The organism is Leeuwenhoekiella nanhaiensis (genome assembly GCF_002744755.1).
Lineage (GTDB): Bacteria > Bacteroidota > Bacteroidia > Flavobacteriales > Flavobacteriaceae > Leeuwenhoekiella > Leeuwenhoekiella nanhaiensis.
In genome coordinates this window covers 313,087-338,669 of the sequence record NZ_KZ319289.1, presented here as the reverse complement: position 1 = coordinate 338,669, position 25,583 = coordinate 313,087, and the positions used below count along the sequence as shown (strand labels likewise).

Genomic DNA, 25,583 nt, shown 5'->3' with positions numbered 1-25,583 from the left:
GGGTTTTAGATCAACCCCTCCCGAATAAGCTTTGCAACGAGTTCTGTAGAATTCTTAGCGCCAAATTCATCAAATAATTTGCTCACCCGTTTATCAATAGAGCTTTCACTATTAGGCCTTAAATCTATCTTTTTCAGTCTGAAGCGTATCTCCTTTTTACTAAAACCCTCTGCCAGGTCTTTTAGAATAAACAAATCAACTTCATCCAGTTCAAACACATTTTTTGCGGTATTCAAATCTATTTGGGGCGAAAGATAGGTATTGCCCAGCGCGACTGCGTGAATGGCTTTTACGAGTTCGTCAAGACTTTGCCGGCCTTTGCACACGTACGCGTTGATGTGATGCTTTTCAAACAGGCCTTTTATTTTTACCGCCTGCTCCTCCATAGAGTTCACGATGATCTTAAGGTCGGGCTGAAGCTTTCGTGCAGCTGTGATTAACTCAACTCCATTTGTTAAGCTGCGGGGACTGTGGTTTTCTTTAAATGAAAGATCTGTAATCAACAACTCGAAGGCTTCGGGGGTTTGGCAAGCAACCTGAAGCCGGTTATAGGCTTTGTCGCAATAAAACTCTTCCTGTACTTCGGGTATCGTTAATTCGGCCTTAAGTGTATCTACAATACTCTTATTATCCCCCTGAAAATCTTCTGCTATTAATACCTTTTTAAACATAAGCGAATCCTTTTTTAATTTGGAATGCTGATCACGGCTTTAAATCCTTTGCCTCGATCTGATTCAAAAGTAATGGTTCCCCCTATGGCTTCCATACGCTTTTCTGTAATCAACAGGCCGTTTTTCTCAAATCCAAGAGCAGCATCAACACCCACCCCGTTATCAGAATAGCGAATTTCAAGTTTATCCGGGTGCTGCTTCAGGTTTAAGGTAACCAGACCGGCACGGCTGTGTTTGCTCATATTGATAAACAACTCTCGTAATATTTTATACAAGGTAATTTTGGTCACATTACTCAAAGATTGCCAGGCAACCTCTTTACTCCCGCTTATCAGCAGACGGGTTTCTTCCGGTTTATGCTGGTCAAGCATAGCGTAAAGTGCCTCCTTAAAGTTTACCCCGGTGTCAACCGCATTGATTTCGCGCGAAAAATTTCGGCTTTGCTGATAGAGTTTATCGAGTTCGTCAAGTATTTTTCCGGAATCGGCATTACTTTGAACCAGAAGCATTACGTGATGCAAACCTGCCCCAAAATCATCATGTAAACGTTGGGATAAAGCCGCTTCGGTAGCATAAGAGGCTTCCAGACGATCTGCCCGATTTTGCGCTTTTAAACGCTTAATGCGCTGTTGATACGTATAAAAACCCAGGACTATTAGAGCAACAAGTCCTATAACTCCTGCAAGAAGCCAATACCTGTAGTTGCGCTCCCGGGTTGCTTCAAGCTCGGCCTGAGCATTTTCCTTTTCAAGCCTTAGTATAGACTCTTCCTTAAGCCGGTCATCATACTTGTACTTGGCAAATTGGGTCTTGACCTTCAACTCCCGCTTGTAGAGACTATCCTGCAGGTGAATATAACGGTCCCGAATGCCCATATTGCCGGGTTTGAGTTTCATCAAAAACCCAAGCGCGTCATATTCTGCACGGGGAGCTTTAAGCTCTTTAGAAAGATCAATAACCGAATCTAAATAGCTCACCGCGCGTTGCGGTTGGGTCTTGCTGTAATACTCGCCGAGATGTGTGTAACTGGCTAATAATCCGCGTTTATCCTGCTCCTGTTTGCGTAACCTCAGCGGCTCTAAAAAAGCATTAGCTGAAACCGCTCTGCCAGACAACCAATTTGCATAGGCCAGGTTATCATAAACGCGCGCCCGGGCATCTGGCCTGTCCAGACTATCAGCTGCGATCGCCTCTAAAATCGACCGGGCTTTATCAAGGGATTTCAGATCTATATATACCGTAGCCAGATTATTTTTATAGTTACTAATGGCTGCTTGTTCATCTGAAGTTTTAATGGCCTTTAAGTAATAATCAAGGGCATCAGTATAGTTAAAGAGTTTGCGGTGATTGGTGCCAAGACTATTGTAAACCGAAGCAATCGTGTTAGCATCCTCCCCTGCTTCTATGTATTGAATGGCCTCGGTAAGGGTTTCTTTACTTCCAAAAAAATCACTTTGAGTTTGTTGAATGTTGGCCATATTCAGCAGGTTTTTACCAATCCAGCTGCTGTCGTTAGTTTGTTTATAATAAAATCTGGATCTGTTAAAGCGTTGAAATGCACTATCCGGTTTCTGCGCAACCTGCTCAAAATAGTAGCCCATAAGATAATTTTGCATTCCCAAAATAGCTGCTGCCTCAGTGGGATTAGCCGTATCGTGGAGGAGCCGGTCACTTTTTATAAGGCTGTCGTATTGCCCCATAGAATACTGCAACCAACTCTTTTGATACAGGAGCTTTAGGTACAGAGAATCGGATTTTTGATTCTCTAAGGATTGAAGTGCCTGATTGGTAAATCTTAGCCGGTCGTCTAAAGGGAGGTTATTATCCTGGGCATTTTTATAATAATGTGTGATACTATCGTTAGCAGCTTTTAAAGCCCCACGATCAAAATTTAACTGCTCCTTACAGGAATAAAACAATAAGATAATAAAGAAGACAAGGGCTGAGCGGTACAAGGCAGTTTTTAATTTAAAACTACTAAAAAAGGTTTATGCAAATAGCACAAACCTTTTCTTTTTAAAGCTCTTAATTTCCCTCATCAAGAGGGGGCGGTGGGGGTGGCGGGGGCGTTACCTTTCCGTCATCTCCTTCAGTTGCCTGGGTTCCGTTAATTAAACTTTCTTCATAAGCGTCTGCGCTGCACGAGGTAATCACCCCATTTAATGCCACAATAAATAGGGCTACTATTATTTTTTTCATCCTTTTAGAAGTTTTGTGATTGAACAAAGGGGTGGCCGTCCCGGGATTTCCCGGTCTTATTGCTTTACAGCCACCATTGAGTTTTGGAGTACTCCGTTTTTTTTTGGAAAGTGGAAATCTCATGCAGCAGCGTTGAACTACTTTCCAATTTGGCCCTTGGCCACTGCATTAGAGATTTCCTTTAGAATGCCTGTTCTAGAACAGCTATGTTAGCAAGACATAGCAGCAAGCATCCTATGGGACAAAGTAAAGGGAAGATTGAAGTTTGGTTGCAGACAGTCATTAGACTTGTTTTAGACAACTTTTCGACATCACTAAACACAAGGCTTCGCAGAAGTAGTTGTCTAAAAAATGTTTGGGGATAATTTGTATTTTTAGGATGATGGAAGAATTCTACGTAAAAAAAATCACGGAAGAAGTATTTAAAAAAGCCAAAGACAAGTCGGCTTCCCATAAGAAATATGCCCTGGCCAAAGAAGTTGAGGCAGCAACAGGATTGAGTTACCGCACCATTGAAAGGACGTATGATAAGTTTATTAGAAGAAAAGATGAAGACTATAATCCGTCTTCAAATACTATAGAAGAGTTCTGTGTGTATCTCGGCTATCAGGATTATGCCGGCTACGTTGAAAAAAATAAAGCAAAGGAGCCCGGTAATGGCTCACTTCCCTCAAGTCTGAAAGACAAAAAAGAAACCCAGGATTCCTCCACAGGTGCAGCAACTAAACCAGGTCAGAAAAACTTGCACTCCGCCTCTATACTTGGCGCGATTGCGCTTACGCTATTACTAGTATTTTATCTGCTCTTTCAAAATAAAACAAGTAAAACAGCAGATTCTGTAAACTGTATGACCTGGACCGGAAGGTTCTATGAAAAAATACCCTGCTCAAAAGGCTCCTATTCCACGTATGGCAACGCTATTGAACCTTATGATGAAAAGCGTTTTGAAAATTTTAAACGGGTAGAGGTTGATATTACCACACCTTTTTTTTCGGAGCAGAATCAAAAGCCGCTCCTGTGGTATTACAAAAACAAGCAGGGAGAAATTGAGTACTATACCGCTCCCGGTTTGCACCCCGTAAACGGAAAAACCTTAAAAGCCGTGACTGAATATATCGTAGAAAAATACGTACCCATTCACCAAAATAAACCTTCTTCATTTGTTCGTGAGTAGAAGTGTAGTTAGTAAAGTACTAAAAATAAGCAATGGATCCTTGCGACTTAAACCCACTTATCTAATCACCCTACCCTTATAAAACTCCAGCACCTTATCCCGCAGCAGGTAGGTATAGCGGGTGTTGGTTAAATTGATTCGGGCGTTGTCGAGCCGGTTTTTGCTGGTGATGTATTCAACACTGGTGGCCACACCCAGATTAAAACGGGCTTCGTTGATCGCAAACGACTTTTCATAAGCCACGACCTGTTCCTGTAGCAACTCATAGCTCGTAGCCGCTGCATCCCAGTCGTTATAGGCCTGCGTGATGTTTTGCTTCAGCGCGCGTTTGGTTTCTGCCAAAGCTACCTCAGCCCTGCTCTGTTCTACTTTTTGTAGTTGCACATTGTTTTTGGCCCGAAACCCGTTAAACAACGGAATACTCACGCTAACTCCGATGGTAGAATTGAGGTTGTTGTTTAACTGATCTATATACGATATCCCGCGGGAATTAAACCGGGTTTCCTGAGTAAAGACATTGTAGTCGATTCCCGAAATGCTTACAAAATCTGTAGTTTCTAAAAGCTCTGTTCCGGTCTCTTCAAACAGGCGTGCAGCACTCGAGTAGTTGGTATTCAGATTGGCAAATAAACTGATTTCAGGCACGTACTGCGAGCGGGCGACAGCCACTCCTTTTTCGGCAGCTTCCAGCCTGAGTTCACGGGCTTTGATTGCAGCCAGATTTTGCAAAGCCTGCTCATAGATTCCTTCGGCAGACAGCTCCTGATTTTTAAATTCGGTTATTAAAGCCAGACTTTCCGCCTCTATTTCGGCATCGGTATTCAGCAGAAACTTGAGCTCTTCAAGCGCGTTATTCAGACTGTTTTTGGCATCTATAATGGCATTTTGATCCAATGCAAGCTGACCTCTCAAATCGTAAAAATCAGAAGGATTGCCGCTCTCCTCTTCGTTGAGTTTCTCCAGCCGTTTGAGCTGTTCGCGGGTAGTAAGTAAGCGGGTTTCGGCCAGTTTTACGAGTTCGCGGGCATTCAAAACCTGCAAAAAGCTCAGCGTAACATCAAGCATTCGGTTTTGGCGGGCTTCTTCCACTTCCATCCCGGCAGCGGCCTTGTTGAGACTGCTTTGCTTCAGGCTGTTGAGCAATCTAAACCCATTAAATACGGTGGTACTTAGACTGAGTCCTACATTAGAGAAGTTAAGCTGCTCGGTCACATAGGCATTGGTAAAGGGGTCAATGCTTCGGCCATTGCTCACGCCATAGTTGTAATCGGCATTTATCCTTGGCAAAAGTGCGTTTCGGCTTTGTTTATACTGAATGCTTTCGCCCTGTGCATTGATCTCCGCCTGTTGTACACTGAAGTTTTGGGCCAAAGCAATCTCGATGCAATCCTCAAGTGTAAGCGTTTCCTGTGCCTGCATAGTGCAGATCGTAAACAGCCAGGCCGCTAACAAGCCTGCGAATGGAATTTTCATATTCTTTTGATTGATGTGTTTGTATGTTTTTAAACTATCGGGTTGATGAGTCCCTCGTGTTATTTTAATTCTGGGGTTGAAGCTGTTTACTCCCGTCAAGCAGGTGAATGATGCGATTACCGTAAGCCGCGTTAGACTCCGAGTGCGTCGCCTGGATGATGGTGACCCCTTCGGTATTGAGCTCCTTAAAGAGTTCCATGATTTCTTCGCCCTGCTTCGAGTTTAGATTTCCGGTGGGTTCATCTGCCAAAATAAGTTTGGGCTTTGCAATTAGTGCCCGGGCGATGCCTACCAGTTGCTGCTGCCCGCCACTCAGCTGCGCCGGAAACAGGTCTTTTTTGCCCACAATATTAAAGCGGTCGAGCATATCGGCTACCAAAGCTTTACGTTCGGAAGACTTGATATTCTTGTACAAAAGCGGGGTTTCAATGTTTTCATAAACGGTCAACTCGTCGATGAGGTGATACGCCTGAAACACAAAACCGATGTATTCTTTATAGAGTTTTGCACGTTGCTTTTCCTTAAGGCTATGCACCGGTTCGCCATCAAAAATGTATTCCCCTTCCTGAAATTCGTCAAGCATCCCGATGACGTTGAGTAAAGTCGACTTCCCGGAACCTGAAGGACCCATAATGGAGATGAACTCGCCTTCTTCGACATCAAGACTGATGTCATTTAGTAAAAAGACGCGTTTGCCGCCTTGTTTGACCCATTTATAAATATGATTGAGTTGTAAGAGCATGATTTATTTTTATTGTTATTATTATTTCTATTGTTATTCGGTTCTTAAGGATTCTACGGGGTTTGCCAATGCCGCCTTAATGGCTTGAAAACTTACCGTAAAAATGGCAAGGACAAAAGCGCCAACGCCTGCACCAGCAAAAACCCACCAGTGTATAGTTGTTTTATAATTAAAGTCCTGAAGCCACTCGTGCATAAAATACCACGCGAGCGGTGAGGCGACCAGAATAGCCAGCAAAATCAGTTTAAGAAAATCAAAAGAAAGTAAGGTGGTAAGCTGCAACACCGATGCGCCCAGAACTTTACGAACTCCCAGCTCTTTCATACGCTGCTGTGCGCTGAAGGTTGCCAGGGCAAAAAGCCCCATACCGGCAATCAGCATCGCCAGAATGATAAACAGGTTAAACACGTGTGATAAGCGTTCTTCGGAACGAAACATCGCGTCAAACGCGTCATCCAGAAACTGGTATTCAAAAGGAGTAGCAGAATCGTATTGGGTATAGATCGTTTCCATTTTTGAAAGCAATTGGGGTACGTTACTATCGGGCTGAAAACGCACAAATAAACAACCGCCATTTTTGCCCAGAATATTTGTGGTTGCTTTGGTTTTTGGATTCACAAACAAAGCCACTGCATTTATGGGCGCATCCAGATTTTCAAAATGGAAATCCTTAACTACACCAACAATTTCTCTTTTACTGTTTCCAAAAAGCAGACTTTCTCCTATAGGATTTGGTCCCAGTTTAAATTTGCTGATTGCCGCTTCGTTAATAATCACCGGATCGCTTTTAGAATAGAAATTTTCGTCATCCGGCTTTGTTTCCCAGGTTACACCCAGGGTTTTAAAGAAATCATCATCTACCGAAAATATGGGCAGACCCGTAGCATCAGGCACTTGTTCTGAAGACGCAAAAAACATATTATACCCTTTGTAAATAGGATATTGAGCTACTGCGGTGCTGGTTACCTGTGAGAGCTTTTCGATCTCATTTCTAAAAGGAGTACTGTTAGTCCCCACGGTATTCTGCAGCGTTACCATAACTACGTCAGAACGGTTAAGACCGGTATCCACCCCGCGCACATAATCCAATTGCTGATGGATGATAACACCGCTTATTAAAAGGGCAATCGCAATGACAAACTGGACGGTAGTACAAACCTTACGTAAGCGTTCTCCTCCCATTTTTGAAGTCCTGCTGCTTCTCAGGTTCTCAACAGGATTGAAGGCAGACATCACCAATGCCGGGTAAAAACCGGTTGCCAAAACGGTGAAGCCTAACAGACCTGTAAGGATCAGGAGGAAGTTTTTATTAAGGAAAAAGGAAGCGTCAATCTCAATGTCCAGAAGGCTAAAAAACCAGGGTTTTAAAACTACACTAAGGGCTACCGAAACCAGAAACGCAAAGATTACATAAAGGGTAGATTCCACATAAAACTGCAACGCCACACTTTTTCTGCTGGCACCATTTACTTTACGCACACCGATTTCTTTAGAACGCAAGGTGGCACGTGCTGTTGATAAACTCAAATAATTGACTAAGGCAAGCAACAGAATTAGCACCGCTATCAACGGAAAAATACTGATGTACCTGGTGTTTGAAGCGTCTCTTCCGTTTAAATGTTTATCCCTTAACAGACTCAGGCTGTAAACATCAGAAGCCTCTGCATTGCCTTGAATACTGAGTTCCTGCATCGTTTTTTCGACTGCACTTTTATCTGCAGATTCATTCAACTTTAAGTACGTAGGGAAAGAACCTAATCTAAAGGCTTCCGAATCAAAATCCCTCTCAAACTCTTTTATGGTTGGCATACTGCTCAGCGATGCTACAAAGTCGGGGTGTAAGCTGGAATTGCTAGGTGTATTTTCCATCACACCGGTGACGGTAAACAGGTAGGTGCTGTCCTTTCGCACTGATAGTGTTTCGCCAATAGGACTTTGGTTACCAAAATACTTTTTGGCCATATCCTCGCTAAGCACCAGCGAATAGGGCTTGCTTAAAACAGTTGCCGTGTTGCCTTTTTTCAATCTAAATGAAAAGAAGTCAAAGAAATTCGCATCGGCATAGCTGAAATCTTTTTCCGAAAATCGCGTGCCCGGCTGGCTCGCATTGGTGATGATTACCGGCTTGTATTCTTCCTTTAGACGCAGGCTGCTAGAAACCGCCGGACTCGCATTTTCGGTGAGCTTTCCAACCGTGGCATTCATCGAGTTCATATAAATGCTATCTCCGCCCATATTTACCTGAGCCTCCACCGTATAAATACGATCAGAATCTGTATGAAAGCTGTCGTAACTGCGCTCGTGCGCTACATAAAACAGAATTAGCGTGCAGGCGGTAAGCCCTACAGCCAGCCCACCGATGGTAATAAAGCCGGAGAGTTTATTCTTTAGCAGATTCCGCCAGGCGATTTTTATATAGTTCTTTAACATTATCTATTGCGATTATTATTGTTATTGCCATTAACTCCCCATTTAAGGGTTAGATGGCTAGGGCTTATTCAGTTCTTAAAGATTTTACGGGATTTCTCATCGCAGTTCTCAATGTTTTAAAACTCATTATCGCCAGGGCAAGCACAACCATTCCGATGCCGCTTAGGGCGAAAACCCACCAGCTCATTTCGGTTTTGTAGGCAAAGTCTTCCAGCCATATATGCATTCGCCAGTAAGCGATGGGAGCAGCAATCACAAAAGCTATAGCTATGAGTTTCAGAAAATCTTTGCACAGCAGGACTTGTAGCTCCATTAATGAAGCGCCCAGCACTTTGCGGATGCCGATCTCTTTAATACGACGTTCGGTGGTATAGATCACCAGAGCCAGCAGGCCTAAAGCGCTTATTAAAATAGCAAGACCAGTCGCCCAGTTCAACAGTTTCTGGGTGCGCTGCTGCGACCTGTAAAAATTAGCTACTGTTTCGTCCATAAACTGGATCTCAAAATCTGAATCCGGATAAACCGATTTCCAAATATCTTCTACCTTCTCAAGAGTACCTGCCAGGTCTTGAGTTTTCGGCTCAATCTTAAAATGAAGCATATTGAATTGGGAAAACCAGTCCCGGTAAATATCACCCACAAATACGACCGGCTGGATGTCAGAGTTCAAAGGCTTTTCATTAAAATCACGCATAACGCCAACAATGGGATAGCTCTTAGATCCCATCAGCAATTGCTGGCCCACCGCTTCTTCAGGTGCTGTAAAGCCCAGTTTATGCAGCATGGTTTCGTTGATCACATATTCTTTAATCGTGTCGTTAATGGGTTTTCGGCCCGCCAGCAGTTCTAGTCCATACAGATCAAAATACGTCGCATCACCAAATCGCTGTTCCTGCAACACTTCAATAGTTTCGCCATCTTTGCTGAATTCCACAAGATTTGAATTGATGTACATTGACGCCGGGGGTGCCCCGCCCAGGCTGATTGTAGAGAGTTCCGGAATCGTAGCCAGTTTATTTTTTAAAAGCTTCTTTTTTGTGATCGCAGCATCATTCCACGGAAGTTTGACATATGCGATATTAGCTGTATTGACACCTATGTCTTTATGCATCAGGTAATCTATTTGCTTGCCCACCAACAAAGTCCCGATTATAAAAACCTGAGCAACTACAAACTGAAAAACGGTAAGTCCCTTTCTAAAACCGGTCGCAGAGGTTTGCGAGCTAAGCCTGTTCTTTAACACCGAAACGGGTTTAAATCCGGAAAGTACAAAGGCCGGATACATACCGGACAAGAGTGTAACCACCACCAATAAGACCAGCATAGCAGTAATAATCCAGGGGTTTGCAAAAAGTCCGAAATTTAATCCCGACGGAATAAATCCTGCAAAAACACGCAGCAACCAGAAAGCTAGAACAACAGACACCAGTGCAGACAATAGGGTAAGCAGAAAGGTTTCGCCTAAGAATTGAAAGATCAGTTGCTTTTTTGAACTACCCAGCGTCTTGCGAATACCTATTTCGCGTGCCCGTTGTGTCGCCTGAGCTGTCGTTAAATTGATAAAGTTGATGCTGCCTAAAAGCAGGAGAAACAAGGCTACAATGCCCAGATTCAAAAGTACCTTTTTACTCGCCTGCGGAACGCTATAGTCAAAGGTGCCGTAGCGCGTATCAAAATGCAGTTCCTCTAAAGGCTGTGCATAAAAACGGGACCACTCTCCGTCTGCCAGGTCGTCTTTATCAGCGCGAGACTTACTCAGGTTATCTAACTGCTCCTGAATGGTATTACCGGCGACTCCGGGAAGAGTTTTAAACAGTACCTGCGCATCTGAGTTATAACTATCCCAGATCGTATTAGTCACCATTGATTTAAGATCAGATTGCAAGGCGGTGGGCAACGAGATAAATTCCTGAAAAACAAAATCGCTACGCTCCTCAAAATTGGCTACAACACCCGTGATTTTTGCAGGGATAGAGTCGTTATACATCAGGATTTTCCCAATAAGATTTTCTACTGGTGTGTTGGGGAAGTAGCTTTCGGCGCGCTGCTGCGTCAGCACCACCTCGTTTGGCTCAAGCAGACTGGTTGCCTTATTACCTGCTAACCAGTTATAGTCAATCACCTTAAAATAATCACTATCTGTAAAAATAACATGGTTAGGCTTTTTGAAGACCAAGTCACGGCTTTCGACTTCCACTTTTAAAGGGCGGTACGTATAAAAAGCACTCACATTTTCAAGACCGCTCACATCTTGTTTTAAAGCATCGGCCAACAGGGCGTTTACACCATTGAAATGATCGGTTCCTTCAGGACTTATAAATTGGGTGGTTGCGCGGTAAATACGATCCCCATCCTTATGAAATTTATCAAAAGTAAAATCATAATATACCATCAGGCCGATCACAAAAGATGCGCTAAACCCGATGGCCAGACTGATGACGTTTATGAATGAAAACAATTTATTGTTCCAGATATTCCGCCAGGCGATTTTTATGTAGTTCTTTAACATGATCTATTGCTATTATTATTGTTATTGTTATCCATTCCCACCTAGGAGGCCAGGGACTCATTCGGTACGCAGCGATTCCACCGGATTCTTAAGCGCTGCCCGAATAGTCCTGAAACTTATGGTGACCAGTGCGATGAAAACAGCCAGCAGACCAGCAGCCAGAAAAATCCAAAGATGTAATTCAATACGGTATTCATAATCCTGCAGCCATTGTGATAACAGCCACCAGGCAACCGGGGCGGCAATTAGAAAGGCGACGCCTACGAGTTTCAGAAAATCTTTAGTCAATAAAAACGTGATCTGCGCAACACTGGCGCCTACTACTTTACGCACCCCGATTTCTTTAGTACGTTGTGTCACTACCAGCATCGAGATTGCAAAAAGTCCGATACAGCTTAATATGATTGCAATCAGCGAACCGCTGCTGATGATGGTGGTCATCGTACGTTCGCGCTTAAAGGTGCGGTCGATGTTTTCGTCTATAAAAGAGCCGAGAAATTCGGCATTAGGTTCAATGCGTTTCCAGGCATCTTCAATAGCTTCAAAACTCTGAACCCTATTTTGAGGTGCTATTTTGATAAAGGCATAATACAAATCCCAATCGCGGTTCATAAACATGCTTATGGGTTCAATCTTTTTGCTAAGCGACTGAAAGTTGTAATCTTTCAGGACCCCTACTATGGTGTAGGTGATGGAATCGTCAAGGATAATCTGCTTGTTCACGGGTTCTTTCTCCTGAAGTTCGCGCGCCATAGCTTCATTGATTACTATAGAAAGGCTGTCGCCGGAAAAACTTCGGCTAAACGTACGCCCTTCTTTCAACTGAAGGCCTAAAGTTTCGGGATAATCATAATCTACCACCAGCATATTGGTAGCAACGCCACGGCCTTTATAATCAAAACCCATCCGGCTAAAATAGGTGCTTCCGTCTCTTCCCAGTCCCAGGTTATTATCGGAAGCAGAAACCGAAAGAATACCCGGTTTTCCTGCCAGTTCGTTGCGTAACAAGGCCACATTTTGCCGGTTTGCCCGCTTTCCGTTTAAAGGAATAGCTATCACTTCTTCTTTATTAAAACCCAGATCTTTATTCCGCATATAGTCTAGCTGTTTCCCCAGGACAAAAGTCCCCGAAATCAACACAATCGCAATACTAAACTGAACGACCATCAAGACGTTGCGCACCCGGTTTTTACCGGCCAGATCAAGCTTTCCTTTTAAGGCTTTGAGTGTACCCAGTTTGCTCAAAACCAAAGCAGGATAGCCACCCGCAATAAACGTGATCAGGATAAATGAAATGAAAAGTGCGATCAATAAGGTTGACGAACTCAGATCTGTAAGTCTCGCCGGGGTATTGAAGAGTTGGCGAAAAGGGGATTCTAAAGCCAGACTAAGACCTATCCCCAGCAGCAGTGCTATTAAAAAGATCCAGACGCTTTCGCTCCAAAACTGAAAAAACAATTGCTTTTTAGCAGCTCCCAGGGTTTTACGCATGCCTATTTCGCGCAGGCGCTGGGCACTGCGCGCGATGCTCATATTCACAAAATTGATCCCGGCAATAAACAGGATGAGTAAACCAATTCCCAAAATCATATAGGGATAGGCTCTACTTACCTTCAACGAATCACCACTAAAATCTGCGAAATGCATGTCTTTAAACGGTAGTAAATTCAGTTCCAAATAATTGCCATTGGCATTGGGTTGTGCGCCGTCCCGTTTAAGATCTTCAATATTCCCCTGATAATGCAAATTGGTAAAAGAAGCCGCGCTTTTTGTTAATGCGGAAGGGGTAGCGCCTTCATCAAGTTGAATAAAAACCGAATGATTGCGGGCATCCCAGCGGTCTAGATTTTCGGCATAATTAGGTGAGTGCGTAAAATTAACCGCTACATCAAACCGAAGTCCGCTGGTAATCGGAATATCTTTAAGAATACTCCCTACAGTAAACGCTTCTTTACGCCCGTTAATGAGCAAATTCAGGCTTTGGCCAAGCACATCTGTTCTTCCAAATAATTTTTGAGCCGTCTCCTCGGTAATGCTGATTTTTGAATTTTCCTTTAAAACATCTGCCGACCCCAAAAGGGTCTCAAAGGTGAACATTTCAAAAAAATCAGGATCTGTAAAAATCAATCTCAGATTGAGCTCCTTACCCTCTTCCAGATTAAGAGCGCCGTCACTCATATAGCGTGTGACATGCTTTATATTAGGAAGTTCCTCTCTGAGCGCCGGAGCAAAAGGAACCGGCATAGATGTAGCCAGGGCCCGCCCGCCCGGGGTCTGCTCGGTATAATACACCTGAAAAATAGCTTCCTTATTCTTATGAAACTGATCGTAAGACAGGTCGAAAAAAGCATACATCGCCAGCAAAAGCGCTGCTGCAAAAGCAATACTCAATCCCAGCAGGTTGAGCAGGGTAAAGCTTTTGTCTTTCCACAAATTCCTAAAAGCGATTTTGATATAGTTCTTTAACATGATCTATTGTTATTGCTATTAATTCTCCCCTTGGGGGTCAGGGAGCTTTATTCGGTTCTTAAGGATTTTACAGGGTTAGCGATGGCGGCTTTGATGGCCTGAAAACTTACGGTTATGAGGGCAATACCTAAAGCCAAAGCACCGGCGACCACAAAAGTCCATAGCGGGATATCAATACGATAGACAAAATCCTGAAGCCATTTGCTCATAGCAAGCCAGGCAATAGGAATCGCCAAAATTAATGCGAGCAGGACCAGCTTTAAGAAATTCACAGCAAGCAAGCTTACAATATCACCCACACTCGCCCCCAACACTTTACGTACCCCGATTTCCTTGCTACGCTGTTGTGCTGTAAAGGCAATCAGCCCAAATAATCCCAAACACGCTACTACAATAGCAAGTGCCGTAAAAATGGTAAACAGTGACGCCAGGCGCCGGTCCTCCTGATAGGCATGAGACAGATCTTCATCTAAAAACGTATATTCCAGAGGAGCACTTTCAGAATACCCTTCCCAGAGTTTCTCAATCTGACCTAAGGTGTTTACGGTATTCTCTCCTGAAATTTTAAGCGTGATGTAAGAGACTCCCGATTCATAACTCTGTGAAGTTTCCGAAAATAGGGCAAAAGGCTCAATTGCGGTATGCAACGATTCCAGATTGAAATCTTTTAAAACACCCACTACGGTGTAATATTCCATATTTCCGCCCGGATATTGTAGTTGCTTACCAATAGGATTTTTCCAACCTATTTGGGCAACTGCAGTTTCGTTAAGCAGTACAGAAAGGGAGTCATTAAACTCCTTTTTAAATGCTCTTCCTTCGGTCAGTTCAAGATCAAGTGTTTCAATAAATTCATCATCTACCAAATAAGAACCCAAGGAAATATCTGAGGCAATATTGGGTTCGTCGGTTGTAGCTTTTGGCACATAAAAATCTCCAAATTGTCCCCGTGTTAACATACTTGATGAGCTGCTCGCATTTCTTACTCCAGGGATAGCGGTAAGTTCTTCTTTAAACGAATTTTCGCCAGTGCCAAGACGCTCGGTGTTGTTTAGCACCAACACATTTTCCTTATCAAAACCCAGATCTTTTTGTTGCGTATAACGCAGTTGCGTGAAAACGATGAGCGTGCAACTGATGAGTGCAATGGCTATGCAAAACTGAAAAACTACAAGTCCGTTGCGCACCAATCCGTTAGTTTTTGTGGTTTTACCTTTTCCTTTTAAGACGTGTATGGGATTGAAGGAGGTAAGAAAAAAGGCAGGATAACTTCCGGCTAAAAAAGCAGTTATGGTGGCTATGGCTAGTGTAAGTACAACTAGTTCAACATTGAAAAAATCCGCAGCGGCGATTGATTTTCCGGTGAGTTCATTGAAACCCGGTAGGAGCAAAAAGACCAAAACCATTGCAAGCAGCATCGCAAAAAAGGTATAACAAACAACCTCTGTCATAAATTGCTTTACCAATTGGGCTCTTTGCGAACCTAAAACTTTACGAATGCCTATTTCCTTACTGCGCTTTACCGACTGTACCGTTGCGAGATTCATAAAATTCACGCAGGCCAGCACCACGATAAATAAGGCGATGATCCCTAAAATATAAAGGCTTTTGACATCGTGCTGCTCGGTAATGGAAGAAGTAATATCCTGAGAATAGAGGTGCACATCTTTAAGAGGTTGTAAATGCAATTCCCAATAGTTTCCCTTTTCCAAAAACTCATCAAAAGGCTGCCCAATACGTTTAAATCCGGGAGCTGCCTGCACGCGAAGCATCTCGGGAAAACCTGCTTCCAGACGGGATAAGGCATCAGGATTCTCGCTGGCTTGTTTGGTTAATTTCACATAGGTGGCCATGTTAAGCCAAACCCAGCTCCAATTAAAATAGCTCACATCACCAAAATTGGCTACCGGCATCAGGATATCAAACTTTACTGAAGCGGGATACTGCTCCAGATCGGTAAGCACTCCGGTCACCTGCAGAGGCCTTTGCTCCTCTCCATAAAGCAAGGTTTTACCCAGAGGGTTTTCGGAGCCAAAATATTTATGAGCGATCTGAGGCGTGATCACGATGCTGTTGGGTTGTTGTAGGCAGGTCGCAGCATCTCCTTTAAGCAAAGGATAGCTAAGCACTTCCAAAAAATTAGGGTCAACCGCCAAAATTTCAGACTCACTAAAAGCCTTTGGAGTTTCTCCATTGGTATAGGCTACTGTAGTATTATAAGGCTGATAAATACGTGTCGCACTTTCTATCTCCGGAAAATTTGAAACCAAAGCTTCTCCTGCCGGTGGAGGGGTATAGCCGGCGTAGAAACTATTATCGCCCATCTTACCTTTCATATTTACCCGATAAACACGGTCTGCGTCCTTAAAGGCAGTATCATAACTCAATTCATTCTGAATATAGAGCGCAATCAGCATTACAGAAGCTAACCCAATGGTCAACCCCAAAATATTAAGCAGACTGTTAGTCTTGTATCTTATTATGTTCCGCCAGGCGATTTTGATGTAGTTTCTAAGCATGCTATTGTTATTACTATTTCTATTACTATTCAGTTCTTAAGGATTTTACAGGATTTGCCACTGCTGCCCGAATCGCCTGTATACTTACGGTTAACAGGGCAATGCCAATGACCAGAACTCCTGCTCCGGCAAATAGATACCACGATAGGCTGATGCGATAGGCAAAGCCTTCCAGCCAACTATGCATCGCAAACCAGGCAATGGGTGCCGCGATTACAAAGGCAATACCTACTAACTTGATAAATTCAGCAGAAACGAGGTTTACGATGCTAAATACACTGGCACCAACGATCTTTCGTATTCCTATTTCGCGTTTGCGTTGCAACATACTGTAAGCCGCCAGTCCTAAAAGTCCCAGACACGAGATAAAAATCGCGAGCATCGAGAAATTGAGAAACAGTTTGCCAAATTGCCGCTCGGCGCGGTATTGCCGGTCAAAAAATTCGTCGAGAAAATAGTAGTCAAACGGAATTTCGGGCAGGGCACGTTGCCAGGAATCTTCTATAAAATCAAGAGTTTGGTTGATAGTTCCGGCAGCAACTTTCACGGTTAGTAATCGGGATTGTTCCGGATCAAATACGAAAGAAAGCGGACCCACATTCTGTTGCAGAGAGCTGGTGTGGAAATTTTGAGTAACTCCTACGATCTCTCCTTTTCGCCCCCATTGGCTAAACGAAGCCCCCAGAGCATCCTCGGGATTTACAAAACCCAGCATTTGAGTAATGCGCTCATTAACGATCATGGCCGAAACGCTGTCCTGAGCCAGATTACGGTCAAAATTACGCCCGGCAAGCAGTTTGATATCCAGTTGGTCCAGATACCGGTCGTCGATTACATACCGGTCTACCGTTAAGGTTTGATCGTTCCCCTCACTGTTTGATATGGTTGATAATGCCGAACTGTTATCACCTCCGCCACCGGGAACCGACGATGCCCGGCTTACGGATAGAATATTGGGATTTCCGGCAAGCTGTTGTTGCAAAACATCACGGCCGGCGGCCGATTGGGTATCGAGAATCAGCAGGCGGTCTTTGGCAAAACCTAAATCGTAATTCTGCATAAAACGCGTCTGATTGTAAATCACCAGCGTACCTATTATAAGCAGGATGGAAACCGCAAATTGAACCACAACAAGCCCTTTTCTCAAAATCGCACCGTTTCGGGTAGCAGTAAACCTGCCTTTAAGCACCTGAACGGGTTTAAATGAAGACAATACCAGCGCCGGATACACCCCCGCCAGCAAACCTATAAGCACCGCAAGGCCGAAGAGTAAAGCGATATAGGTAAAATCGTTAAAGATTCCGGTGGCGATCTCCTTTCCGGCCAAACTATTAAAATAGGGCAAGGCCAAAGCGGTAAGCCCCAGTGCCAGTACAAATGCCAAAAGGCTGATCATTAGCGACTCGCTTAAGAACTGAAAGGACAATTGCTGTTTCTGAGCCCCGATTACTTTACGTACGCCTACTTCTTTTGCGCGTTCTACAGAGCGTGCGGTAGTGAGATTTACAAAATTGATCCCCGCGATAAGCAGGATAAACAAGGCCACAAGACTGAAAACATACACATTGGTGATATGCCCCTGTTTTTTACGGTTTCGTTCGGAATAGAGATACACCTCATCAACCGGCTCCAGGTCGTGACTGATATACAATTGCGCAGCCTCCATTTTAGCGCCGTCAATCTCTTTTACATAGGCATTGATTTTAGGCACTAAAGCTTTTGCATCGGTGTTTTCGCGAAGCAGCAGATATCCACGAGGTTCGTAATCTGCCCAGGATTCATCAATATCAGGTGAAAAAACCTGAGTGTAGCTGGAAATTGAAAGCAACATATCTGCCTTAATCTGGGAGTTTTCGGGCAGCGCAGGCATAATTCCGGTGACCTGAGCGGTGTATTTACCGTTCATGATCTTCAGGGTTTTTCCCAAAGGATCCTGATCGCCAAAATATTTCTGCACCGCGCTTTCGCTCAAAACAAGACTCAACGGCGCCCGTAAGGCTTCGGTAGCATTTCCGCGTAAAAGTTCTACGCCAAAAATGTTGAGAAACGTAGAGTCAACAGCCAAAACGTTTTGCTCTCGTACCGTTTCGGTGCCTTTTTGCATATTCAGATTGATATCAAAAACACGGGTGGAAGTTTCAATTTCAGGAAACTGCGGACTTATTTTATTAAGAACCGTCCAGTCTATAATCGCGATATTGTACTCGTCAGAAGGTGTTTTGATAGTACTCACCAGCCTGTGAATGCGGTCTTTTTCAGGATACATCTGGTCGTAGCTCAGTTCGAAGGCGACATACAGCAAAATCAGAAACCCGGCAGTCATCCCAATGGCTAGACCGCTGATGTTTAAAAACGAATACCCCTTGTTTTTCCAAAGGTTTCTAAAGGCGATTTTGATATAATTTCTAAGCATGATTATTGCTATTATTATTGTTATTGCTATTCATTCCCCCTTTTAGGGTTAGGGGATTATTCGTTTCTCAATGATTTTACGGGGTTGGCGATTGCAGCTTTAATGGCCTGAAAGCTTACCGTAATCAGGGTTATTGACATAGCTCCAAATGCTGCAGCTATAAATATCCAGAGTGAAATATCGGTTCGATAGGAGAACTTTTGAACCCATTGCTGCATCAGGTAGAAAGCTACTGGCGATGCAACAAGAATGGCCATGACGACCAGCATTACAAAATCCTTAGAAAGTAGCAACCACAGGTTAGCTACCGAAGCACCCAAAACTTTGCGTACGCCGATTTCTTTAGTGCGCTGCTCTGCCACAAAAGAGGCCAGACCAAACAGCCCCAGACAACTTATGAGAATAGCAAGTACTGTAAATACTTTTGCCAGACTGGCAATGCGCTCTTCCTCGTCAAATTTTTGAGCATATTCCTGATCAACAAAATCGTAGGTAAATGGAGAGTTGGGAAAATTACGGGTAAACACCTCTTCAATCTGCGCCAAATTTTCACCCGCACTTTGATCCGGGTTCAAGCGCAAATTCCAATAGCTGGCATTGCCATAACGATCAAACACATAGATAGCCTGCTTCACCGGTTCATAGGGTGACTGTACAACCGCATCTTCCACAACGCCTATCACACGTAAAAGTGTTGGGTTTTCCTCACTTCCCTGACGGATGATTTCGCCCACAGGATTTTTTAATCCCATATATTTAACTGCAGCTTCATTAAGAAGAATTGCGCTGGAATCTGTAGCAAATTCTCTTGAAAAACCCCGCCCGTCCACAACTTTCAGTCCCAACGTCTCCACGTATTCATAAGAAACCTCGGTATAGGCGAATTCTTCCTGAAATTCTTCAGGTTTACTTTCCCAATTGTAGCCACTTCTATGAGACCAAATATCTGTACTGGGACTGCTAGAAGTAGCCATCTCCATCACTGCTCCCGAGGCTAAAAACTGCTGACGCATAAAATCATCTTTTCCTACGAATTCATAACTCATTACTGGAATTTGAATCAACCCTTCCGTTTGATAACCTATCGGTCTGTTTTTGCTGAATTCGATCTGAGACATTACAATAAGCGTCCCAATTATCAGAGCGATTGAAACGCTGAATTGAGTTACTACCAATACCTTTCGAGGTAAGGCAGCCATTTTTCCGGCTTTAAATGTTCCCTTCAATACTTTTATAGGTCTGAAGGCAGATAAGTAGAGAGCAGGATAACTGCCTGAAATCAATGCAGTAAGTGTAATAAAAACTAAAGCCGTCACCCAAAAAACAGGACTTGACCAGGGAAAATCTATCGCTTTACTGGCCAGATCGTTAAACGCATTTAAGAATAGTAACACCAAACCCATTGCAAGAGCGAAAGCAAAGAACACGACTAAGAGGGATTCTACAAGAAACTGCCTGACGAGTTGATTTTTCGTCGAACCTATGGTTTTGCGTATGCCTACCTCCATCGCGCGTTTTTCAGAGCGTGCGGTGCTCAGATTCATAAAGTTGATGCAGGCCAGTAATAATACGAAAGTCCCAATGATACCAAAAAGCCATACGTTTTCTATTCGGCCTCCACTAGGCACTCCATTTTTAAACCGGGAATACAGATGCCATTTTTCCATTGGCCAAAGAAATAACTTGGGCTCAAATTGCGCCTCGTTTGCATCTTTGTTGTGCTTTATGTTTGCGATAGCCTGAGAAACACCTGCTAAATCAGCATTCTCTTTTAATTGTACAAAAAGCTGAAAGGAATTATTACCCCACTGATCTGCAGCGTTTTTTAACCAGTGTGCTGTGGTTATATAATGTTTCCACGGCAGAAAAAAGTTGATGGAATGAAACGAGTTGTTTTTAGGAATATCCTCATAAACCGCGGTGACCATCATATCATCCCGATCGTTTACATTGATTATTTTACCCAAAGCTTTTTCAGTACCAAAAAGCGCTTTGGCACAGGACTGTGAGATCATCACGGCATTTTGTTCCTTTAACGGATTTTGCTCGCCCTGCGTGATCTGCAAATCCAACATTTGAGGGGCTTCTTCCTGGATGCTTATGCCGGTTTGACCGATTACTTTATCACCTACCCGTAAGGTCATGGGTTGCTCCCAGGAAGCCATCACAATACGCTCAAAATTATCGGCATATTCTTGCCTCAGTACAAACTCAAGCGGTCTGGGAATAGCTGTTCCTGTACCGATCTCCCCATTGTAGGTTTGGGTTTGGTACACCTGGGCAATGCGATCCTTATTTTTATAATAGGCGTTAAAATTAAGCTCATCTGCGACCCAAAGACCTATCATAAGCGTTACCGCCATCCCCAGTGCTAGACCAAAGATGTTGATAGCCGAATATCCTTTGTGCTTAAGTAAGTTCCGCCAGGCGATTTTGAAATAGTTTCTAAGCATAATCTATTGCTATTATTATTGTTATTCATTATTCCTTTGGGGCCAGGGAGCTTTATTCCATTCTTAGCGATTTTACCGGGTTGGCGATGGCCGCTTTTACAGCCTGAAAGCTTACGGTTAACAGGGCAATCCCTATAGCTGCAATACCGGCAAAAACAAATACCCAGACATTAATCGATATGCGGTACGCAAATCCCTGCAACCAATTGTGCATAATGTACCAGGCGAGCGGCACTGCAACTACAATGGCAATCAGTACCAGCACTATAAAATCTTTTGACAGGAGGCGCACAATACCGGCAACACTCGAGCCTAACACTTTGCGCACTCCTATTTCCTTACGGCGTTGCTGTGCGGTATAGGCCGAAAGTCCAAACAGACCCAGGCAGGATATCAAAATGGAAAGCGCGGCAAAAATTTGGGATAACGAACCCATCAACTGTTCGTTTTTAAACCGACGGTCAAACGCGGCATCTACAAACTCGTATTCAAAGGGATAACCCGGGTTGTAGGTTTTGAGAGTCTGCTCTACAGTACTCAGGATTTCATCTGCCGGGTAGTTGGGGTTGGTTCTCAGATACATATATTGCGCCTCAGACGGAAAGTTGAAAAACATAACCGGATCACTGGTGCCATACATATCACCATATAAATAATTATTAGTCACTCCAACAACGGTAACGGTATCGCCAAACCAGTCTATGGTTTTGCCAAGTGCACTGCCTGTTCCCATCAGTTTTGCAAATGATTCGGTGATGAGTACACGCGTGCTGTCTTGTGCCACACTGGTGCTGAAACCACGGCCTTCAAGAATCTTAATCCCGGTCGTTTCTAAATAGCCATCCGTTACATATCTGAAAGAAACCAAAACATCTTCTGTATCGGTTCCTCCCTGCCATCTCAAACCTGAACCGTTATTACCGGCAGACATTAGGTTTGAATTAGACAGACCCAAACTGCTTACCGTCCCTGTATTCTTTAGGCTTTCAGCTATCGCATTTCTGTTTTTAATCAAATCCCCATTTACCGGTATTTCAATCAGGTTTTCTTTATTTAAGCCCAGATCCCGATTTTTTACGTGCTGCACCTGCTGATAAACCAAAAGTGTACTGATGATGAAAACAATAGAAACCGCAAACTGGGTTATCACAAGCCCCTTCCGCACAAAACCGGCTCCTTTAGCCTGTATGCGATTGCCTTTTAAAACAGCTATAGGTTTGAAGGAAGAGAGGTAAAATGCCGGATAAATGCCTGCCAAAATCCCGCAGGTAAGCGTTATTCCTAATAATGAAATTAAATGTGAGGGTACTGTAAGACCTAATGAAAGCTGTTTTCCTATAAGCCCATTAAAAGCCGGTATGAGGAGTAACAGGACAAACACACTCAATACCGCCGCCAATAGTGCGGTAAGCAAGGCTTCAGTAATAAATTGAAAAATGAGCTGCTTTTTATCTGAGCCCAGGGTTTTTCGAACCCCTACTTCGTTAGCCCGTTTCTCGCTTCTGGCAGTTGATAAATTCATAAAATTTATGCAGGCAATGATTAAGATGATCAGGGCCACAAAACTGAATAAGCGCACGTATTCTATTCTTCCGCCTACCACTTCTCCGTTTTTGAAATCAGATCTGAGATGCCAGTCTTTTGCAGCGTGTAGAATTGCCTGAGTTTCTGAATCATCGGTCTTTGAAGGTAGCAGCTGCTTTACTTTAGCATTGACCGTATTAAAATCGGCTCCCGGTGCCAACATCACAAAGGTGTCTGTAAACTTGCTACCGTACTCCTGAGTCCAGGGTTTATCCTGGGTAAAGTTTTCAAAAGGTACAAGCCAGCTAAAACCGTAAGTGGTATTTTTTGGAAGATTTTCAATTACTCCGGTTATTTTAAAATGTTCCTTCTGATTAATCTGAACACGCTGTCCGTATACATTGTTTGGATTTTCAAAAAGAATTTGAGCCAACTCCTGCGTAATAACGATTCCGTCTTTACTCTTAAATGCTTCGGATGCATTGCCCTCAATAAATTTCAGGTCGTACAGATCCAGAAAATCGGCATCGGCATACGAACCGGCACTGATTACTGAAGAATTATTAACGCTAAACAAAAAGTCTGCATTACGAAAGCGGGCTGCCTTAGTTATCTCAGGAATCTCAGCCTTTAAATCTGCCGCTAAAGGCCCCGGAGTAGCTGTAAAAAAAGTACGGGTTTTTCCTTCATAGACCTGATTGGTAGGCACACTGTACACCCGTTCCTGATCTGCAACAACGGTATCATAACTCATTTCATCTTCCACCCATAAGAAAATGAAGCTGGCACAGGTGATTCCTATGGCAAGGCCAAAAATATTGAGTGCGCTGTATCCCTTGTTCTTCAAAAGGTTTCTAAAGGCGATTTTGAAATAGTTTTTAAGCATAGCTGATAAGATGTTGGGAGTGATGAAATCCCGGTTTTTGATTGATTGTTTCGGCTGCTGCCGATTGATGAATGAATCCCCGTAAGGAAATCTTAAACCTCTAAGGTTTTGCTTTTGTATTCTGAGAGTACATTTTCGGTGACCTTCTGACCGTCTAGCATCCTGATGATGCGGTGGCTGTACTTGGCGTCGTGCTCGCTGTGCGTTACCATAATAATGGTCGTGCCGGCTTCGTTGAGTTCGGTAAGCAAATCCATCACCTCGTTCCCGTTGCTGCTGTCCAGGTTACCGGTAGGCTCATCGGCCAAAATGAGTTTGGGATTGTTAACCACGGCCCGGGCTACGGCCACACGCTGCTGCTGCCCTCCTGATAATTGCTGCGGAAAGTGCTTGCGGCGGTGCATAATTTGCATTTTTTCAAGCACCTCGTCTACCCGCTTTTTTCGCTCGGCTGGTTTTACGCCGGTGTAAATCAACGGAAGCTCCACGTTTTCAAAAACCGTAAGTTCGTCAATCAGGTTAAAGCTTTGAAAGACAAACCCGATGTTGTGCTTGCGCAGATCGGCCCGCTTGCGCTCGTTAAACCCGGCTACTTCAATACCGTTGAAGATAAAGCTGCCGCCGTCCGGGTCGTCCAGCAGTCCAAGAATATTGAGCAAAGTCGATTTACCGCAGCCCGAAGGTCCCATTACGGCTACAAATTCGCCTTCCTGCACCTGAAAAGACAGTTTGTTGAGGGCGATGGTGCGCACCTCTTCGGTGGCGTAATACTTTTCTAAGTCTGTTATTTTGATCATCTAAGAAAGGATTAGGTTTATAAATGCTAAGATTAGTGTTGTCATTTGTTCTGGTTTAATCCTGAAGTACCAGTTCCTGCACTTCATCATAATTATCGTAACTGCTGGTGATCACGCGGTCTCCCGGCTCAAGGCCGCTTAAAACCTCGTAATACTCGGTATTTTGGCTTCCCAGCGAAATGTCTGCTTTATAGGCGGTGTTTCCGTCTTCGCTCACTTTAAAAATCCAGTTGCCGCCGGTTTCCTGAAAGAACCCGCCTTTGGGGATGAGCAAAGCCTGTTTTTCCTGACTCAGCGCCACCCGTATTTGCAGGGTTTGACCGCGGCGTATCCCTTCCGGCACATCCGATTCAAATTCCATATCTACCTGAAATCTTCCGTTTGTCACCTGAGTAAAGACTTTTTTGATGACCAGTGTGTAGCTTTTTCCGTCGAAATCAAAAGAGCCTTTTTGCCCGGTATAGATTCGAGAAATATAGTGCTCGTCAATATCCACGCGCACTTTGTATCCGCTCAAAACGTCTATCTGACCCAGACGTTCGCCTTTGTTTTTAGACTGACCTATTTCGGCATCAAGCGAAGTAAGCTGCCCGTCTACCGGCGCCCGCACCACAAGATCTGCGACTTTACGACGCATCAATTCTAAGGCGTTCTGGGTACGTTCATACGAACTGGAAACCTGATTTTTCTCCTGCTTCACCGCAATTGAATCCTGAGCCAAAATCTGCCCGGCCAGCTGCATACGCTCCTTCTGATAATTGTACTCATTTTCAGATTTGATCAAATCCTGACGCGCGATCGCGTCTTTGTTGTAGAGCTTTTTGTTGAGCTCGTACACCCGTTTCGCTTCAATAAGGCTGTTCTCCACATCGGTGTACTGGTTGAGTTTTACAATGGTATTTTGGCGCGCGGCGTTCTGCGAAATTTGCATTTGAGTCAATAAATTGTATACCTGCGTTTCCTGATTTACCAGACTCAGCTCGAGATCGGTATTGGACAGGCGTAAAATGGGTTCGCCTTTTTTCATCACAGCGCCATCTTCCACAAACTTTTCTTCAACCCTTCCGCCCTCAAGCGCATCGAGGTAAATGGTGGTAATAGGCATCACCACCCCGTTCACCGGAATGTTTTCCTGAAACACGTCCTGCTTAACTGTTGCGATGCTCAGACGTTCTTTTTGAACGTTGAGCTTTGACGTTCCGGTGGTGGAAAGAATCACAAAAACGATCAGGCCTGCAAGGGCAATTCCGCCTGCGATCATCAGTATTTTTTGAGTGGTAAAGCGTTTCTTTTCTAAAGGGATGTCCATAAAAAATTCGTGTTT

15 protein-coding genes are annotated in these 25,583 nt (G+C 43.9%); 1 reads left to right on the top strand and 14 read right to left on the bottom strand.

The features are described from left to right. Positions 1-5 precede the first annotated feature (5 nt). The 3 genes from CJ305_RS08115 to CJ305_RS19460 all read right to left on the bottom strand — a co-directional run bounded on the left by CJ305_RS08115 (position 6) and on the right by CJ305_RS19460 (position 2,870). Positions 6-671: a DNA-binding response regulator gene (locus CJ305_RS08115; RefSeq protein WP_099645761.1), complete on the bottom strand. Its 666-nt coding sequence runs from the start codon at positions 669-671 to the stop codon at positions 6-8. A gap of 14 nt (positions 672-685) precedes the next feature. Then, complete coding sequence (locus CJ305_RS08110; RefSeq protein WP_099645760.1) at positions 686-2,626, bottom strand: sensor histidine kinase; 1,941 nt, start codon at positions 2,624-2,626, stop codon at positions 686-688. Between the two features lie 70 nt (positions 2,627-2,696). After that, positions 2,697-2,870, bottom strand: coding sequence for a hypothetical protein (locus CJ305_RS19460; RefSeq protein ID WP_189319408.1), 174 nt, complete (start codon positions 2,868-2,870; stop codon positions 2,697-2,699). A gap of 382 nt (positions 2,871-3,252) precedes the next feature. Here CJ305_RS19460 and CJ305_RS08105 point away from each other — a divergent pair, with 382 nt between their 5' ends. After that, the gene (locus CJ305_RS08105) at positions 3,253-4,044 is read left to right on the top strand and encodes a hypothetical protein (protein ID WP_143469362.1); all 792 of its coding nucleotides are present in this window, start codon (positions 3,253-3,255) and stop codon (positions 4,042-4,044) included. Between the two features lie 57 nt (positions 4,045-4,101). Here the strand turns inward: CJ305_RS08105 and CJ305_RS08100 are convergent, their stop codons facing one another. The 11 genes from CJ305_RS08100 to CJ305_RS08050 form a co-directional block, all read right to left on the bottom strand. Next, entirely contained in the window at positions 4,102-5,517 is a 1,416-nt protein-coding gene (locus tag CJ305_RS08100; RefSeq protein ID WP_099645758.1) for a TolC family protein, read from the bottom strand. A 64-nt stretch (positions 5,518-5,581) separates the two neighbouring features. Continuing rightward, positions 5,582-6,259, bottom strand: a complete 678-nt coding sequence (locus CJ305_RS08095; RefSeq protein ID WP_099645757.1) for an ABC transporter ATP-binding protein — start codon at positions 6,257-6,259, stop codon at positions 5,582-5,584. A 33-nt stretch (positions 6,260-6,292) separates the two neighbouring features. Next, complete coding sequence (locus CJ305_RS08090; protein WP_099645756.1) at positions 6,293-8,689, bottom strand: ABC transporter permease; 2,397 nt, start codon at positions 8,687-8,689, stop codon at positions 6,293-6,295. Between the two features lie 64 nt (positions 8,690-8,753). After that, a complete protein-coding gene (locus tag CJ305_RS08085) occupies positions 8,754-11,198 on the bottom strand; it encodes an ABC transporter permease (protein ID WP_099645755.1) in 2,445 nt (814 codons plus the stop codon). Between the two features lie 57 nt (positions 11,199-11,255). After that, positions 11,256-13,667: an ABC transporter permease gene (locus CJ305_RS08080; protein ID WP_099645754.1), complete on the bottom strand. Its 2,412-nt coding sequence runs from the start codon at positions 13,665-13,667 to the stop codon at positions 11,256-11,258. A 47-nt stretch (positions 13,668-13,714) separates the two neighbouring features. Continuing rightward, complete coding sequence (locus CJ305_RS08075; protein ID WP_099645753.1) at positions 13,715-16,186, bottom strand: ABC transporter permease; 2,472 nt, start codon at positions 16,184-16,186, stop codon at positions 13,715-13,717. A gap of 25 nt (positions 16,187-16,211) precedes the next feature. Next, entirely contained in the window at positions 16,212-18,599 is a 2,388-nt protein-coding gene (locus CJ305_RS08070) for an FtsX-like permease family protein (RefSeq protein ID WP_099645752.1), read from the bottom strand. Between the two features lie 56 nt (positions 18,600-18,655). Next, positions 18,656-21,052, bottom strand: coding sequence for an ABC transporter permease (locus tag CJ305_RS08065; RefSeq protein ID WP_099645751.1), 2,397 nt, complete (start codon positions 21,050-21,052; stop codon positions 18,656-18,658). A 52-nt stretch (positions 21,053-21,104) separates the two neighbouring features. Continuing rightward, positions 21,105-23,462, bottom strand: coding sequence for an ABC transporter permease (locus CJ305_RS08060; RefSeq protein ID WP_099645750.1), 2,358 nt, complete (start codon positions 23,460-23,462; stop codon positions 21,105-21,107). A gap of 92 nt (positions 23,463-23,554) precedes the next feature. Further along, entirely contained in the window at positions 23,555-24,259 is a 705-nt protein-coding gene (locus CJ305_RS08055; protein ID WP_099645749.1) for an ABC transporter ATP-binding protein, read from the bottom strand. Positions 24,260-24,314: 55 nt separating this feature from the next. Next, positions 24,315-25,568: an efflux RND transporter periplasmic adaptor subunit gene (locus CJ305_RS08050; RefSeq protein WP_099645901.1), complete on the bottom strand. Its 1,254-nt coding sequence runs from the start codon at positions 25,566-25,568 to the stop codon at positions 24,315-24,317. Between the last annotated feature and the right edge of the window lie 15 nt (positions 25,569-25,583).

Coding starts and splice junctions, on each gene's coding strand:
- CJ305_RS19460 (WP_189319408.1), bottom strand. CDS start 2,870: ATGAAAAAAATAATAGTAGCCCTATTTATTGTGGCATTAAATGGGGTG.
- CJ305_RS08055 (WP_099645749.1), bottom strand. CDS start 24,259: ATGATCAAAATAACAGACTTAGAAAAGTATTACGCCACCGAAGAGGTG.
- CJ305_RS08085 (WP_099645755.1), bottom strand. CDS start 11,198: ATGTTAAAGAACTACATAAAAATCGCCTGGCGGAATATCTGGAACAAT.
- CJ305_RS08070 (WP_099645752.1), bottom strand. CDS start 18,599: ATGCTTAGAAATTATATCAAAATCGCCTTTAGAAACCTTTGGAAAAAC.
- CJ305_RS08060 (WP_099645750.1), bottom strand. CDS start 23,462: ATGCTTAAAAACTATTTCAAAATCGCCTTTAGAAACCTTTTGAAGAAC.
- CJ305_RS08115 (WP_099645761.1), bottom strand. CDS start 671: ATGTTTAAAAAGGTATTAATAGCAGAAGATTTTCAGGGGGATAATAAG.
- CJ305_RS08090 (WP_099645756.1), bottom strand. CDS start 8,689: ATGTTAAAGAACTATATAAAAATCGCCTGGCGGAATCTGCTAAAGAAT.
- CJ305_RS08075 (WP_099645753.1), bottom strand. CDS start 16,186: ATGCTTAGAAACTACATCAAAATCGCCTGGCGGAACATAATAAGATAC.
- CJ305_RS08050 (WP_099645901.1), bottom strand. CDS start 25,568: ATGGACATCCCTTTAGAAAAGAAACGCTTTACCACTCAAAAAATACTG.
- CJ305_RS08105 (WP_143469362.1), top strand. CDS start 3,253: ATGGAAGAATTCTACGTAAAAAAAATCACGGAAGAAGTATTTAAAAAA.
- CJ305_RS08065 (WP_099645751.1), bottom strand. CDS start 21,052: ATGCTTAGAAACTATTTCAAAATCGCCTGGCGGAACTTACTTAAGCAC.
- CJ305_RS08100 (WP_099645758.1), bottom strand. CDS start 5,517: ATGAAAATTCCATTCGCAGGCTTGTTAGCGGCCTGGCTGTTTACGATC.
- CJ305_RS08080 (WP_099645754.1), bottom strand. CDS start 13,667: ATGTTAAAGAACTATATCAAAATCGCTTTTAGGAATTTGTGGAAAGAC.
- CJ305_RS08095 (WP_099645757.1), bottom strand. CDS start 6,259: ATGCTCTTACAACTCAATCATATTTATAAATGGGTCAAACAAGGCGGC.